At 65.9% G+C, this 14,999-nt stretch carries 12 protein-coding genes; 4 read left to right on the top strand and 8 right to left on the bottom strand.

What is annotated here, in order from left to right:
• Positions 1 to 25: 25 nt before the first annotated feature.
• From B3H47_RS03030 to B3H47_RS03020, 3 genes are read right to left on the bottom strand one after another with little or no spacing between them, the layout of a single operon-like run.
• Positions 26 to 1,138, bottom strand: a complete 1,113-nt coding sequence (locus tag B3H47_RS03030) for an anhydro-N-acetylmuramic acid kinase (protein WP_286985991.1) — start codon at positions 1,136 to 1,138, stop codon at positions 26 to 28.
• Positions 1,128 to 2,606: a M23 family metallopeptidase gene (locus tag B3H47_RS03025; protein WP_286985990.1), complete on the bottom strand. Its 1,479-nt coding sequence runs from the start codon at positions 2,604 to 2,606 to the stop codon at positions 1,128 to 1,130. The genes B3H47_RS03030 and B3H47_RS03025 overlap by 11 nt, the downstream gene beginning before the upstream one ends.
• On the bottom strand, positions 2,599 to 4,029 hold the full coding sequence (locus B3H47_RS03020) for a M23 family metallopeptidase (protein ID WP_286985988.1): 1,431 nt from the start codon (positions 4,027 to 4,029) through the stop codon (positions 2,599 to 2,601). The genes B3H47_RS03025 and B3H47_RS03020 overlap by 8 nt, the downstream gene beginning before the upstream one ends.
• Before the next feature lie 302 nt (positions 4,030 to 4,331).
• On the opposite strand from B3H47_RS03020, the gene tyrS reads away from it, so the two are divergent.
• Complete coding sequence (gene tyrS / locus B3H47_RS03015; RefSeq protein ID WP_286985987.1) at positions 4,332 to 5,570, top strand: tyrosine--tRNA ligase; 1,239 nt, start codon at positions 4,332 to 4,334, stop codon at positions 5,568 to 5,570.
• A 13-nt stretch (positions 5,571 to 5,583) separates the two neighbouring features.
• On the opposite strand, the gene B3H47_RS03010 is transcribed toward tyrS, so the two are convergent.
• The 3 genes from B3H47_RS03010 to uvrA form a co-directional block, all read right to left on the bottom strand.
• Positions 5,584 to 6,426 (bottom strand): hypothetical protein, encoded by an 843-nt coding sequence (locus B3H47_RS03010; protein ID WP_286985986.1) that lies wholly within the window; start codon positions 6,424 to 6,426, stop codon positions 5,584 to 5,586.
• A gap of 136 nt (positions 6,427 to 6,562) precedes the next feature.
• Complete coding sequence (locus tag B3H47_RS03005) at positions 6,563 to 6,808, bottom strand: GlsB/YeaQ/YmgE family stress response membrane protein (protein WP_286985985.1); 246 nt, start codon at positions 6,806 to 6,808, stop codon at positions 6,563 to 6,565.
• A 69-nt stretch (positions 6,809 to 6,877) separates the two neighbouring features.
• The gene (gene uvrA, locus B3H47_RS03000; protein ID WP_286985984.1) at positions 6,878 to 9,754 is read right to left on the bottom strand and encodes an excinuclease ABC subunit UvrA; all 2,877 of its coding nucleotides are present in this window, start codon (positions 9,752 to 9,754) and stop codon (positions 6,878 to 6,880) included.
• 261 nt (positions 9,755 to 10,015) lie between these two features.
• On the opposite strand from uvrA, the gene B3H47_RS02995 reads away from it, so the two are divergent.
• The 3 genes from B3H47_RS02995 (at position 10,016) to B3H47_RS02985 (ending at position 12,283) form a co-directional block, all read left to right on the top strand.
• Positions 10,016 to 11,278 carry an MFS transporter gene (locus tag B3H47_RS02995; RefSeq protein ID WP_013104234.1) on the top strand — a complete coding sequence of 421 codons (1,263 nt, stop codon included), beginning with the start codon at positions 10,016 to 10,018 and terminating at the stop codon, positions 11,276 to 11,278.
• A gap of 104 nt (positions 11,279 to 11,382) precedes the next feature.
• Positions 11,383 to 11,880 carry a single-stranded DNA-binding protein gene (gene ssb / locus B3H47_RS02990; RefSeq protein ID WP_286985983.1) on the top strand — a complete coding sequence of 166 codons (498 nt, stop codon included), beginning with the start codon at positions 11,383 to 11,385 and terminating at the stop codon, positions 11,878 to 11,880.
• Positions 11,881 to 12,013: 133 nt separating this feature from the next.
• On the top strand, positions 12,014 to 12,283 hold the full coding sequence (locus B3H47_RS02985) for a hypothetical protein (RefSeq protein ID WP_286985982.1): 270 nt from the start codon (positions 12,014 to 12,016) through the stop codon (positions 12,281 to 12,283).
• Positions 12,284 to 12,437: 154 nt separating this feature from the next.
• Here B3H47_RS02985 and B3H47_RS02980 read toward each other — a convergent pair whose 3' ends face one another.
• Positions 12,438 to 13,133, bottom strand: coding sequence for a response regulator (locus tag B3H47_RS02980; protein ID WP_013121890.1), 696 nt, complete (start codon positions 13,131 to 13,133; stop codon positions 12,438 to 12,440).
• Between the two features lie 73 nt (positions 13,134 to 13,206).
• Positions 13,207 to 14,999, bottom strand: a 1,793-nt coding sequence (locus B3H47_RS02975) for a DUF4118 domain-containing protein (RefSeq protein WP_286985981.1), incomplete at its 5' end; no start/stop codon positions are given.

Raw genomic sequence — 14,999 nt, 5'->3', positions numbered from 1 at the left:
CGCCTTTGAAGGCGGTTTTTTGGTTTCAAGCCGGATAGACCGCCCCGAGCACCCGTGGGCCAGCGGCCCCGGTGACTGCGGGTAGGTTGCCCGGCAGCCCCAACAAGGTTTGCTGCGCCAGCCAGGCGAAGGCGGCGGCTTCGACCTGTTCGGCGGGTATGCCGCTGTGGTCGCTCGGGCGGCAGGTCACGCCGGGGAGCGCCTGCTGTAGGCGGCGCAGTAGGTCGGTATTGCGCGCGCCGCCGCCGCAGATCACCAACTCGCAGACGGCGGGCATGGCGCGCCGCAACGCCTCGGCCACGCTGTGTGCGGTCAATGCCGCCAGCGTCGCCTGCACATCCTGGGGCGAAGCTTGGGCCGCATGAGCCGACAGATGGCGTTCGAGCCAGGCCGGATGAAAGTCGTCGCGACCGGTGCTTTTTGGGGCGGCGCGCGAGAAGTAGGGATCGGCCAGAAATTGCGCGAGCAAATCCGCCCGCACCGCACCGCCCGCCGCCCAGGCGCCTTGGGCGTCGTAAGGCTGCCCGAGATGGCGCTGCGCCCAATGATCGAGCAGGGCGTTGCCGGGGCCGGTGTCGAAACCGAGGGTGCGGCCATCGGCAAACAGCAGGCTGAGATTGGCAAAGCCGCCGAGGTTGAGTACGGCGACATCGGCGCCCGCCACCGCGAACACGGCGCGATGAAACGCGGGCACCAGCGGCGCGCCCTGGCCGCCGGCCGCCACGTCGCGGCTGCGGAAGTCGGCCACCACCGCGATGCCGCAACGCTCGGCCAGCAAGGCCGGCGCATTGATCTGGAGGGTGTAGCCGAGATCGGGACGATGACGCACCGTCTGCCCATGCGCCCCGATGGCGCGAACCGATGCGGCGCTCACACCGCTGTCGCGCAGCAGGGTGGCGACGACTTCGGCGTAGAGATCGGCGAGTTGCTGCGCGGCGAGGGCGCTGCGGTGGAGTTCGTCGAAATCAGCCGTGTTGAGGGCGAAAAATTCAGCGCGCAACCCGGCGGGAAATGCCCGCGCCGCATGCGCCAGCACCCGAGGCGGTGTGCCGGGCGCAGATTCAAGCAGCACGCCATCGACCCCGTCGAGCGAGGTGCCCGACATGAGCCCGATGAACAGGCCCGGTTCAGTCGACACGCGCCAGCCGTACGGCGTCGTCGCTGCCAGCCGCCTGGGCGAGTTGGGTGCGCATCACGGCGGTGGCGGCGAAGAACGAGGCTTTTTCGCCCGGCGGCAAAGGTTTGCCCTGCGGCACATAACTGGCCATGCGCAGCGGATCGATCAGTCGCCCGGCGGCATGAAATTCGAAATGCAGGTGCGGCCCGGTGGAGGTGCCGGTATTGCCGGTCTTGCCGATGTTCTGGCCTTCGCTCACGGTCTGGCCCGGCTTGACGGCGATGCTGCTCAAGTGGGCGTAGACCGTCTCGAAACCACCAGGGTGCGCGATTTTGATCACATTGCCATAGCCGCTCTGCATCCCGGCAAACTTCACCCGGCCTTCGGCGACGCTGGGCACTGGAGTGCCGATGCGCGCGGCGAAATCGACACCCTCATGCATTTCACGACGCCCGCTCACCGGATGCATGCGCAGGCCGAAGGGCGACGTCACCTTGGCGCCCGGCAGCGGCGAAGAGGCCCAGGCTTTTTCCAGCCCCTGGCCGTCGGGGGTGTAGTAGCCACCGGAAGCATCACCGTGCGCGGCGAACCACACTGCCTGACGCACCACGCCACGGCTGCGCACTTCCGCCGCCAGCAGGCGGCCCGGGCGCAGCTCGCGGCCGTCGAGCGTCTGCATTTCGTACACCAGCGCGACCTGATCGCCCTTGCGCAGGCTGCGGCGCAAGTCGATCTGTGGAGCGAATGCCTTGACCAGTTGCGCACCGACCGGCGAAGGTACGCCGGACTGGCTCAGCGCAGTCGTCAAAGCGCCGCGCACCGAAATGTTGGCCAGCCGCGTGCGGGGTTCGAGCTTGCGTTCGGTGGTCGATACCTGCAAGGTGCCGTCGGCACCGGGCTGCACCGTGAGTTCGCGCCAAACCGGGGCGGCCAGCGGATCGGTTCCCGCGGGCATGGGCAGCACGGCGGCAAGCTGCAGCAGTTCGCCCTGTGCATTCACCTGGGCCCGCACGGGTTCGGGCCCGCCGCCTGCGGCGAGCAGCGCGCGGAAACTTGCATTCTTGCCGAGCTGCGCGATGGCGGCCGGATCGGTCACGCCCAGTCGTTTGAGCAATTGCTGCACGGTGTCCCGATGCCGCACCGAAGTGCTGCTGGCATAACGCAGATCGACCGCAGCAAGCGCTTCGGTCTGTCCCTGCACATCGTTGTCGAGCACGGTAGCGAGAGTGGCGCGCGGCGGCAGCTGCGGCTGCGCCTCGACCAGGGCATAAGCCCCGGCGCTGCTCAGCAGCAGGGCGCCGCCCACGCTGGCGGCCAGACGCCGCGGATGCGCACGCAGCGCCTGCACCACCTCGGCCGAGCGTTGCGACACCCACAGCGCCGCCTTTTGAGCGCCCCCAGGGTCGGCTCGCCGACCCGCCCCCCATGGGGGGCAAGGGAACTTGGGGCGGCCCTGCGTTTCCTTGAGAGCGCGAAGCGCCTTAGCCATGCTGCGGCTCCTTGGCGGCCTGCGCGGCGGCATCGACCACCGGGCTGCCGCCATCGATGACGGCAAGCAGATGGCGCGGTTCAGCCGTTTGCGCCAGAAATTCCGGCTTGAGCGCGGCCGGAACCGCCGTGCCCTTGGGCGAATAGTGCGCAATGTCCAGGGGATTGACCGGCGTGCCGTGCACGAAAAACTGGAAATACACATGCGGCCCGGTGGACCAGCCGGTATTGCCCGACAGCGCCACCACCTCGCCTTGCTTGACCGACTCGCCCACATGCACCTTGAACGCGCTCAGATGCGCATAGATGGTGGCAAAACCGCCGGGATGATCGACCTTGACGTATTTGCCGTAGCCCGTGCCCCAGCCCGCGTAGACCACGCGGCCGTCGGCGATGGTCTTGACAGGCGTGCCCACAGGAATGGCCAGGTCGATGCCCTTGTGGAATTCATGGAAGTGCATCACCGGGTTTTCGCGCCAGCCCCAGCCTGAAGTGATGCGGTCGTAGGGCAGGGGGGACAGCAGAAAGGCGCGACTCAGGCTGTCGCCATTGGGCGCGTAATACCCGGAAACTTTGGCGCCCCCCTTGGCATCGCCCTTGGCGTCGAACCACACGGCTTTGTAGTCGTGGCCCTGGTTGACGAATTCCGCCGACACCAGGCGGCCATCGGCCAGCGTCTGGCCCTGCGCCTGATAGACCCGGTACACCACATTGAAACGGTCGCCCGGACGCAGATTGCGGCGGAAGTTGATCTGGGTGTCGAACACGTCGATCAGTTGCGAGGCCACGTTGCGGGGCATCCCGGCCTCGTCGGCTGCGGCGAAAAAGCTGGATTTCACCGTGCCGCTGGCCACACGCAAAACCGGCTGAACGAGGCGCGATTGCGTCTGCACGTCCCAGCCTGTTGGCGTGGCCTTGACCGTCAGTTCGCGCAACTGGCGCGCCTTCTGGCCGCCCTCGGCCACCGGCTTGAGCCCGGGCAAACGGCCCTGCAGCGACTGCAATTCGCCCAGATTGCTCACCTGGGCCGCGACCACGCGGCCGGGATCTCCGGTGACCAGAGCCCGCAGATCGGCTTGCGCGCTGAGCTGGCGCAACTGCTGCGGATCGGTCACCTGCAGACGGCGCAGCAGCGATTCGACGGTATCGCTCGCCCGCACATGCGCCGTGGTGTAGACCACCTGATCGGCATTCGAGAGCTCATCGGCCTGCTGCGGCGCGGTGCTCGCCACCGCCACGCTGACCCAGGTCGGCGCGGGCGGATGCGCCCGCGGCCCTTCGTAAGCCAGGGCGAAGGCGGCGGCGCTGGTCAGCAGCAAACCACTTCCCACCCCCGCCAAAACCCGTTTGTGATGCTGATGCATCCAACCGGCCAAACTCTGCGCGCCTTGCGCCGCAGACTGCTTGAATTCGACAAACGACATTCCCACTCCTCACACTTCAGGCTGTGGCGCGCACGCCGTCCCGACAATGGAAAGTGGCGCCGAAGGCCATGCCTCCGACACCGTGATGGCACCACCGACAACGGGCGGCGAGACGCGGCAAGCATCTGCGAGCGCACCCTGGGCGCGGCTGAACGGTCTGCGCATGTGTGTTTCACACTCGCTTGCCGCTCAACAGTCACGCTGTGGCACCGAATACACTGCACCCTTTGCTGAAGCAGGCGCAGCACGGACATAAAGGCGCGAGTCTAACAGCCCGCTTGGCGCATTTTTCGATTCTCCCCATGATGGACTCCAACTCTCCCGTCGAACTTCCCGACGCCGTGCGCAACGCACTGGCCATCACCAAACGCGGCTGCGCCGAACTGCTGGTGGAGGCCGACTGGATCGCCAAACTGACCCGCAGCCACCAAACCGGCCAGCCGCTGCGCATCAAACTCGGCCTCGACCCCACCGCGCCCGACATTCATATCGGCCACACCGTGGTGCTCAACAAGCTCAGGCAGTTGCAAGATCTGGGCCACACGGTCATTTTTCTCATCGGCGATTTCACCTCGCGCATCGGCGATCCGTCCGGGCGCAACGCCACCCGCCCGCCGCTGACGATCGAGCAGATCAAGACCAACGCCGAGACCTATTACGCCCAGGCCAGCCTAGTGCTCGACCCGCAAAAAACCGAGATTCGCTACAACTCCGAGTGGAGCGAGCCGCTGGGCGCCGATGGCATGATTCGCCTGGCCGCCAAATACACCCTGGCGCGACTGCTGGAGCGCGACGATTTCACCAAGCGGTTCAAGGAGGGCGTGCCCATCGCCATGCACGAGTTGCTTTACCCGCTGATGCAGGGTTTTGATTCGGTGGCGCTCAAAAGCGACCTCGAACTCGGCGGCACCGACCAGAAGTTCAACTTGCTGGTCGGGCGCGAGCTGCAGCGCGAATACGGCCAAGAGCCGCAGTGCATTCTCACCATGCCGCTGCTCGAAGGGCTGGACGGTGTGGAAAAAATGTCCAAATCCAAGGGCAATTACATCGGCATCCAGGAAGCCCCGGCGACCATGTTCGCCAAGCTGCTGTCCATCAGCGACGTGTTGATGTGGCGCTATTTCGAGCTGCTGTCCTTCCGCCCGATGAGCGACATTGCCGCACTGAAAGCCGAAGTCGAAGCCGGACGCAACCCGAAAGACGCCAAGGTGATGCTGGCCCGCGAACTCGTCACCCGCTTCCACTCTGCGTCCGCGGCTGACGCGGCGCAAGCCGACTTCGCCCTGCGCGCCAGCGGCGGCATTCCCGACGACATTCCCGAAGTGCGCCTGGCCCTGCCCGATGGCGGGCTGGCGCTGCCTCAGGCGCTCAAGCAGGCCGGGCTGGTGCCCTCCACCGCCGAAGGCGTGCGCATGATCGAACAGCGCGGCGTGCGCATCGACGGCGCGGTGGCTGAAGACCGCGCCCTCAAACTCGGCGCGGGCACCGTGGTGTTGCAGGTCGGCAAACGCAAGTTCGCCCGGGTGACGCTGGCTGTTTGAAACCCGGCGCAGCCTATTGCGCGGTAAAAGTCAAATTCCCCAGCACCCCAGTTGTCGTATTCCAGTCGTTCCCAGATTCCGAGAGAAATGACATATTTCCCGTTGTATCAATTGAATACGTTGTCTGCCTGCTGCCATCTGCGGTGCCAGAGGTGTCAAACCGATTATCAAAAATCGTGAGCGTCGCCGTGTTTGATGAATTGCCAGGCGCCAACTTGAAACTGATGGACTCTGTACCAAGCGGGACTGAAGGTGAAGTGGTTGAAACGCATGCGTAAGTCACCACCGCACCGCTCACGGCCGCACCGTTTGGGCCGAGAGTGACGGTTGTCGGATAGGTGCTTGGGGTTTGAGGCACACATATTCCATTGCCTACCTCAGCCCCCGCCGGGGCATAGGATGCCGACAGAAAGGTTGTTCTCTGGAAAGTCAGTGAAATCGGTTGGATCGCCTGACCATTCTCGGTGGTGATTGTCGTGTTGATTGTGCGCGTTGTCGCGTAAGCCGACTGTCCGTTGAAGGTGGCTGCAAGCGCTTTATAACGCGTATACACAGCAGCCCCGGAAACAGGACTTGTGCCGCTGGAACCGGTCAAAGTACCGCTGATAATCACGTTGTTTTCAAATCCTGTGGCGTACAGCTTGGCAATGGCGGCCTGAACCGGAAATGTTGTTCCGGCTACAGGTTGTGCAGTGCTACCCCCCCCCCGCCTCCGCATGCGGCAAGCAGGGTGGTGGTGGCAAGCGCGGCCGCGATGGAAACCCGCGGCAACAACCGGTTCTGTATGGACATCTCGACTCCCCCTATTTTGTGCGGCGAAATAAGTCACCACATCGCCCGCGAAAGGCGAGCGCACACAAATACTCGCATTCAGCTTGCCAGTTGAGAACTGGAGTTACAAAGGTTTTCGAGTGGGCGTGGTCAGCGCGCACGCCATGTGCCCACTTCCGGCACTTCTCGACAATTTTTTGTCAAGAAGTGCGCAAAAGTTGTCAGGCTTTTTTCACCAGCCGGATGAGCCAGAGCAGCACGATGGCGCCGATAGTGGCCACGATCAGGCTGGGCAGCATGCCGCCGCCGGGAAACAGGCCCAGCAGGCGGAACAGGAAGCCGCCGATGAAGGCGCCGACCACGCCGACCACCAGATCGCCCAGCACGCCGAAGCCGCTGCCTTTGGTGATCTTGCCCGCCAGCCAGCCCGCGATCAGGCCGATGATCAGAAATCCGATAAGTCCCATGCCGCGCTCCTTTGCCCGCAAGGGCGGTTGACGATGGGCGCAAGGTAACAGCGTTGCCGCCGTTTTGTGTTACGTGCCGCGCAGCACCTGGCCGAGGTAGGGGCCGGTGACGCTGTTCGGCTGGGCGGCGATGTCTTGCGGCCTGCCTTCGGCGATGAGCTGGCCGCCGCCCGCGCCGCCATTGGGGCCGAGTTCGACCACCCAGTCGGCGCTGGCGATGACGTCGAGGTTGTGCTCGATGATGACGATGGTGTTGCCGGCCTCGCGCAGCTTGAACAGCACGCCCAGCAGCAGTTCGATGTCGGCAAAGTGCAGGCCGGTGGTGGGCTCGTCGAGGATGTAGAGCGTGCGGCCGGTGTCGCGCTTGGAGAGTTCGAGCGCCAGCTTGACCCGCTGCGCCTCGCCGCCCGACAGGGTGATGGCCGACTGCCCGAGGCGGATATAGCCCAGCCCCACGTCCTTCAGCGTCTGCAGCTTGCGGGCGATGGCAGGCACGGCCGAAAAGGTCTCCAGCGCCTGCTCCACCGTGAGTTCCAGCGCCTGCGCGATGCTCAGGCCGCGATAGGTGACTTCGAGGGTTTCGCGGTTGTAGCGCTGGCCGCCGCACACATCGCAGGGCACGTAGAGGTCGGGCATGAAGTGCATTTCCACTTTCACCGCGCCGTCGCCCTGGCAGGCTTCGCAGCGGCCGCCTTTGACGTTGAAGGAAAATCGTCCGGCGTCGTAGCCGCGCTCGCGCGCCACGGGCGTCTGCGCGTACAGCTCGCGGATGGGGGTGAACAGCCCGGTGTAGGTGGCCGGATTGCTGCGCGGGGTGCGGCCGATGGGCGACTGATCGACCGCGATCACCTTGTCGAGCTGATCGAGCCCGTCGAGGGCCGCATAGGGTGCGGCCTCCAGCCCAGCGCGGTTGAGTTCGCGCGCGCAGGCGGCGTACAGCGTGTCGTTGATCAGGGTGGATTTACCCGAGCCCGAAACCCCCGCCACGCAGGTGATGCGCCCCAGCGGAAAGCGCGCGGTCACGTCGTGCAGATTGTTGCCGCAGGCGCCGCTCAGGGTGAGCCAGTGTTCGGGCGCGGCGTCCTGCCGCGGCTTGCCGCGAAACACGCTGCGCGCGCCGCTCAGATAAGCGCCGGTGATCGAGTTGGGATCGGCCATGATGGCCTGCGGCGTGCCCTGGGCGATGATGCTGCCGCCATGCTCGCCCGCGCCCGGGCCCATGTCCACCACATAATCGGCGCAGAGGATGGCGTCGGCGTCGTGCTCGACCACCAGCACGCTATTGCCCAGATCGCGCAGGCGTTTGAGGGTGGCGATCAGCCGGTCGTTGTCGCGCTGGTGCAGGCCGATGGACGGCTCGTCGAGCACGTACATCACCCCGGTCAGCCCCGAGCCGATCTGGCTGGCCAGGCGGATGCGCTGCGCCTCGCCACCAGAAAGGGTGTCGGCGCTGCGGTCCAGCGTGAGATAGTCCAGCCCCACGTCGATGAGAAAGCGCAGGCGGCTGCCGATTTCAATCACCAGCCGCGCCGCCACTTCGGCGCGCTGACCTTCGAGCTGCAGGGTGGCGAACCAGTCGTGCAGCTCGCGCAGCGGGCGATGCGCCAGTGCCTGCAGCCGCTCGCCGCTAATCGTGACGTTGCGTGCAATCGGCCCGAGCCGCGCGCCCAGACAGTCGGGGCAGGTCTGCACGGTGCGCAGGCGCGCGAGTTCCTCGCGCACCGCCGGGCTGTCGGTCTCGTTCCAGCGCCGGTCGAGGTTGGGAATGATGCCCTCGAAGGGGTGCGACTTGACCGTGGGCCTGTTGCGGTCGTTCAGATAAGTGAAGGCGATGGCCTCCGAGCCGCTGCCGTGCAGCAGCACCTGGCGCACCGCCTGCGGCAACTGCTCGTAAGGCGTGTCGAGATCAAAGCCGTAATGCGCGCCCAGCGCCTGCAGCATCTGAAAGTAAAAGGCGTTGCGTTTGTCCCAGCCGCGAATCGCGCCGCTGGCCATACTGAGCTCGGGATGGGCCACCACCCGCGCCGGGTCGAAGCGCTCGACCTCGCCGAGCCCGTCGCAAGTCGGGCAGGCGCCGACCGGATTGTTGAAAGAGAACAGCTTGGGTTCGAGCAGCAGCGCCGTAGTGCCGCAGATCGGGCAGGTGGGGCGGCTGTGAAACGTGGTCAGCTCGCCGCTGTCGGCGTCGAGCGCGCCCACCGGGCCTTCAGACAAGCGCAGCGCGGTCTCCAGGCTCTCGGCCAGACGCTGACGCAGATCGGGGCCGGTCTTGATGCGATCGACCACCACCTCGATGCGCTGCGGCGGCGGCGCGTCGGCATCGGGCAGGCTTTGCGCATCGACCACCACGCCATCGAGCCGAAAACGCACAAAGCCCTGCGCCCGCAGTGCCGCCAGGCGTCCGGAGGCCGAAGCGCCCATTTGCGCCGCAGGCAGCGGCGCGAGAATGAGCAACCGCCGTCCCTCGGGCCAGGCGACGAGCGCATCGACCATTTGCGAAATCGTCTGCGCTTGCAAGGGCTCGTCGGGATGGTTGGGGCAATGCGGCGTGCCTGCGCGGGCATAGAGCAGCCGCAAGTAATCATGAATTTCCGTCACCGTGCCCACGGTGGAGCGCGGGTTGTGGCTGGTGGCCTTCTGCTCGATGGCGATGGCCGGGGCCAGCCCTTCGATCAGATCGACATCGGGCTTTTCCATCAACTGCAAAAACTGCCGCGCATACGCCGACAGACTTTCCACATAACGGCGCTGCCCCTCGGCGTACAGCGTGTCGAACGCCAGCGACGACTTGCCCGAACCCGACAGCCCGGTGATCACCACCAGCTTGTTGCGCGGCAGATCGAGCGAAATGTTTTTCAGATTGTGGGTGCGCGCCCCGCGCACGCGAATCAGTGCCTCGGCCTGGGTGCTGGCCAGCGGTTCAAACGAGGAGGCAAGGTCATTCATGGGCGAGGGCGGAAAAAAGTCAACCTGACACTATAAGGCGCCAAGCCACTTCAGGCGAAGCCGGGAAATTCACGCCGAGTAAATTGCGCCAGGCACCGGTTTTGCTGAAACGGTATGTAAACACGGGCACTTCTCGACAGAGTCCGTCACGAATCTGGGCGGCGTTTCAGCGAAAATGTCGCTTAAATCTTGCCGAGCGCTTGTGCATCGCCCTGTTTGTTTCAGGCCCCGCCGTGGCGCGGCCCTCCAGAGTTCCAGACGATGGCTTCCAAATCTTCCCGATCGACCAAAACCACAGCCCCCAAGGACGCCATGACGCCCGCCGAGCGCCGCGCCAGCAGTACGCTGGCGTCGATCTACGGCCTGCGCATGCTGGGGCTGTTTTTCATCCTGCCGGTGTTTTCCATCTACGCCGAGCATCTGCCGCACGGACACGATAAATTCCTCGTCGGTCTGGCGCTGGGCATCTACGGCCTGACGCAAGCGGTGCTGCAGATTCCCTTCGGCGTGGCCAGCGACCGCTTCGGCCGCAAGCCGGTGATGGTGTTCGGACTGCTGATTTTCGCCATCGGCTCATTCGTCGCGGGAGCGAGCGACAACCTCTACCTCATCATCATCGGCCGCGCCATTCAGGGCGCCGGGGCCATTTCGGCGGCCATCTCCGCCATGATTGCCGACTCCACCCGCGACCAGCACCGCACCAAGGCCATGGCCATGGTGGGCATGACCATCGGCTTTTCCTTCATCCTCTCGCTGGTGCTGGGCCCGCCCATCTATCACGCCATCTCGGTGCCCGGCATGTTCGACCTCACCGGCATTCTTGCGCTACTGGCCATTGCCGTGGTCATCTGGGTCGTGCCCAACGTGCCCATGACCACGCACTCCGAAGAGGTGCAGGGCCACTGGGCCAAGGCGGTGTTCACCCCGGCTCTGCTCAAGCTCGACCTCTCGATTTTTGTCGTCAACTTTTTGCAGGTCAGCATGTTCGTGGTGGTGCCGGTGGCGCTGGTGAAATACGCCGGCATTCCCCTGCTGCACCACTGGATGGTTTATCTGCCCGTCACGCTGATTTCGTTTGCCGTATCTATTCCCGGCATCATCTACGCCGAGAAATACGGCTATATGAAACCCGTGTTCGTCGGCGGCGTGGCGCTGCTGGTGCTGACCATGCTGGGCTTTGCCGCAGGCTACAAAAACCCCGTGGCGCTCATCGCCGCGCTGTTCTTTTTCTTTCTGTCCTTCAACCTGATGGAAGCGCTGCTGCCCTCGCTGGTGTCGCGCACCGCGCCTGCCAACCGCAAGGGCCTGGCCATGGGCGTGTACAACACCGGGCAATCGCTCGGCTTGTTTGCCGGGGGCGCGGTGGGCGGATGGCTGTCGCAATACAGCAGCGAAGACGTGTTCTTTGTCGCTGCCGCGCTGGCCGCGCTGTGGCTGCTGGTGTCGTTCACCATCCAGCCCCCGCCCAATCGCCACAAACCCGCCGAAGCCGACGCCGCCTCCGCGCAGCCGCAAAACGCCTGAACCCCTAGCCGCACCTCACCCCGGCCGTGAGTGAAGCGGCGGCTGGCGTTATGCTTGCCGCCATCGTCCCGCAGCCCGCGGGACGCCGCAATTCAGGACACCTCATGGCCTCCGTCAACAAAGTCATTCTCGTCGGCAATCTCGGCCGCGACCCCGAAACCCGCTTCGCCCCCAGCGGCTCCGCCATCTGCAACATCACTATCGCCACGTCGCGCAACTGGAAAGACAAATCCAGCGGCGAAAAGCGCGAGGAAACCGAGTGGCACCGGGTGGTGTTCTATGACAAGCTCGCCGAAATCGCGGGCGAATACCTCAAAAAAGGCCGCCCGGTGTATGTGGAAGGCCGCCTGAAAACCCGCAAGTGGACCGACAAAGACGGCGTCGAAAAATACACCACCGAAATCATCGCCGAAGAAATGCAACTGCTCGGCGGACGTGAAGGCGGTGGAGGCGGCGGCGCAGACGACGAAGGCTACAGCCGCAACCGCGAGGCCGACTCAGGCCGCGCCCCCAGCCGCCCCGCCCCCAGCCGCGCCCCCGCCCCGGCCGCCAGCAAACCGGCGAGCGACTTCAGCGATATGGACGACGACATTCCGTTCTAGATTTTGATAAGAAGTCGTTCTGTATCGTTGGATCCTTAAGTTACTGACAGCGCTTGATTTTTATGTCGAGCGCTGTTTCTTTTTCTGAATCCGGCAGACACTGATAATCGTTTAGGAAGACCTGGGCGAGTTTGTGCAGTGCTACCACCCGGCGAATCGGCATGACCGGAACGCCACGTGGTCAGCCGACAACCCCGAATGCCGCTGGCGCGCCTACGACTATGAAGAACGCATCAACCGCGACAAGGCCAGTCCGGACATTTTCTGGCTGAAGGACGATTCACTTTCCGACACGGACAACCTGCCCGCGCCAGAGGTGATCGCCGCCGAAATCGTGGACGATCTCGAAGCCGCACTGGGGCAGTTCCGCCTGATTGCCGCCGAGGCCGAAGCGCTGCGTTGACCGGGCGGCCAGCGACGGCGTCGGCACTTCACGCCAGCTTGACCCACAGCCAGCACGGTGCACCTTGTCGTGTGCTGGCGAGCGGTTAGGCTGGGGAAGCTCTGAACCCTGCGCTGCAGACTTCACCAAGCCGTACCGATACACCCCCCGGGGGTCAATCCGCCATGAAGCGGTAGCCCACGCCCAACTCGGTGAGCAGGTGCTTCGGGCGGGCGGGGTCGTCTTCGAGTTTGTGGCGCAGGCGGCCCATGTAGATACGCAGGTAGTGGCCATGCTCCACCGCACCGGGGCCCCAGACTTCGCGCAGCAGTTGCCGGTGGGTGAGCACTTGGCCGGGGCGGCTGGCCAGGGCACAGAGCAGGCGATATTCGACGGCGGTGAGGCGCAGGTCTTCGCCGTCGCGCCGCACGAGGCGGCGCACGCGGTCGAGCTCGACGCGGCCGAAGCGCAGCGGCACCGATGGCGCGGCCTCGCTCACGGGCGGGCGGCGCAACGCGGCGCGCACCCGCGCCAGCAGTTCGGCCACACCGAAGGGTTTGCCGAGAAAGTCATCGGCGCCCAGATCGAGGGCACTTACCTTGACGCCTTCAGCCGAGCGGGCCGAGAGCACGAGCAGCGGCGCGCCGCTCCAGCCGCGGAACTGGTGGATGAAGTCGATGCCATCGCCGTCGGGCAGGCCCAGATCGAGGATGACGAGGTCGGGCTTGCGCGAGGCGGCGTCGATCAGCCCGCGCGCCATGCTGTCGGCCTCGCAGACGCGCCAGCCCTCGGCTTCGAGCGCCGTGCGCACGACGTGGCGGATCTCGGCCTCGTCTTCGATCACCAGGATGAGGCTGGAGGGTGTGGTCATGGCACGACCCTCCGTGCTGCGCGCAACTCCCCGAGGGCGTTGCGCGCCTCCTCGCAGCGACCGTGCGGCGCAGTCATGGGGTCGGCCCGGCGGGTTCAGTGCCGAGTTCGGCGGCGGCGTCGAGCGGCGGCATCTCGTGCAGGGGCAGGCGCACGTTGAACGCAGCCCCGCCCTCGGGGGCGTTGGCCGCCGTCACCCGGCCCCCATGAGCTTCGACGATGGCGCGGCAGATCGCAAGCCCCAGGCCTACACCCGGGATGGGCGATTCAGGATCGCCACGGGTGAAGGTCTCGAAGACCGCCCGCTCGCGCCCTGCGGGCAGGCCTGGCCCGCGGTCCCAGACGGTGATCTCGGCTTCGGCTCCGCGCACGCGGGCGCGCACGCCCAGCGGGGTGCCGGGCGGGGTGAACTTGAGCGCGTTGTCGAGCAGGTTAACCAGCACGCGTTCGAGCAGCACGGCGTCGGCCCGCACCAGCGGAAAGTCTGCGGGAAGGTCGATCTGCAGCGGATGCTGCGCCAGGGCAGCGGCATCGACGGCGCGCAGCGCGCTGCCAACCAGCTCCTCGACCGATTGCCAGTCCTGCCGCAGCGTGACCTGCCCGGACTGCAGGCGGGCCATGTCGAGCAGATCGTCCACCATGCGGGCCAGCCGCCGCGACTGCTGCAACAGGCTGAGCGCCTGGCCGTGCAACGTGGCGGCATCGCCTGGTGGATGAGCGACCAGACGCGTGGAGAGGACTTCAGCCGTGCCCACCAGGGCGGTCAGCGGGGTGCGCAGATCGTGCGACAGCGCCGACAGCAGGGAGTTGCGCATGCGCTCGGCCTGCATGGCCAGCAGGGTATCTTGTGCCACGCTGACGAAGTGGATGCGTTCGAGCGCAATAGCGATCTGGGTGGCGCACGTTTCCAGCAAGCGGCGCAGCTCGGGAATGGTGGATAGGCGGGTGTTACCGGGGTCGACGACGAGCACGCCGCGCACCCGCATCGGCGCCTTCAGCGGCAGGTAGAACAGCGGCGCGCCGGGCAGGGTATCAGTGCCTTGGCCGGCTGGCGCGCCGCGCTGCAGGCACCAGCGCGCCAGCTCGGCGTCGAAAGGCAGGAGGGCATCGGCAGCCACGTCTGCCGAAGGCTGCAGGCGCTCGTCCAGACCGAGCACCAGCAGCGTGGCCCGGCAGCGGAAACTGGCCTGCACCACGCGTGTGCCGATCTCGGCCACCTGATCGACGGTGAGCGCGCCCGAAAGCTCGCGCGAGAGTTCGTAGAGATCGTGGGTGCGGCGCTCGCGCTGACCCGCGACTCGGGCCTGGAAATGCAGGTGCGAGGTGAGGTGGCCGATGAGCAGGCCCACGCCCAGCATCACGCTGAAGGTGAAGACGTATTGCACGTCGCTCACAGCGAACGAAAAGCGCGGCGGCACGTAGAAGAAATCGAAGGCCAGCACGTTGACCACCGCCGCCAGTGCCGCGGGCCCGCGGCCGAAGCGCAGCGCCACCGCGACCACGCCGAGCATGAACAGCATGACGGTGTTCGACAGGTCGAAGTAGCTGCGCAGCGGGCTGGCCAGCAGGGTGATGGCGCCAGAGATCAGCAGCGCGGCCAGGTAGCGCCGCATCAGTGCATCGGCCGACGGCAGAGCGGGATGCAGCCCGGCCAGGGCCGTGGGCGGCGAACGCGCGTCGCGGGTGATGAGGATGAGGTCGAGATCGGGCGCCTGCCGCGCCAGCACCGCCGTGGTCGAGCGCCCCAGCACCCGGCGCCACCAGGGCCAGCGCGAGGCGCGGCCGAGCACGACGCGGTTGAGGTTGTGGGTTCGGGCATAGGCCAGCGCGGCCTCGGCGGCGTGGGGACCGGCCAGCATGGCGGTCT

This window comes from Thiomonas sp. UBA7699, from assembly GCF_002482605.1.
GTDB lineage: Bacteria > Pseudomonadota > Gammaproteobacteria > Burkholderiales > Burkholderiaceae_C > Thiomonas > Thiomonas arsenitoxydans.
This window is presented reverse-complemented; position numbering and strand designations above follow the sequence as displayed.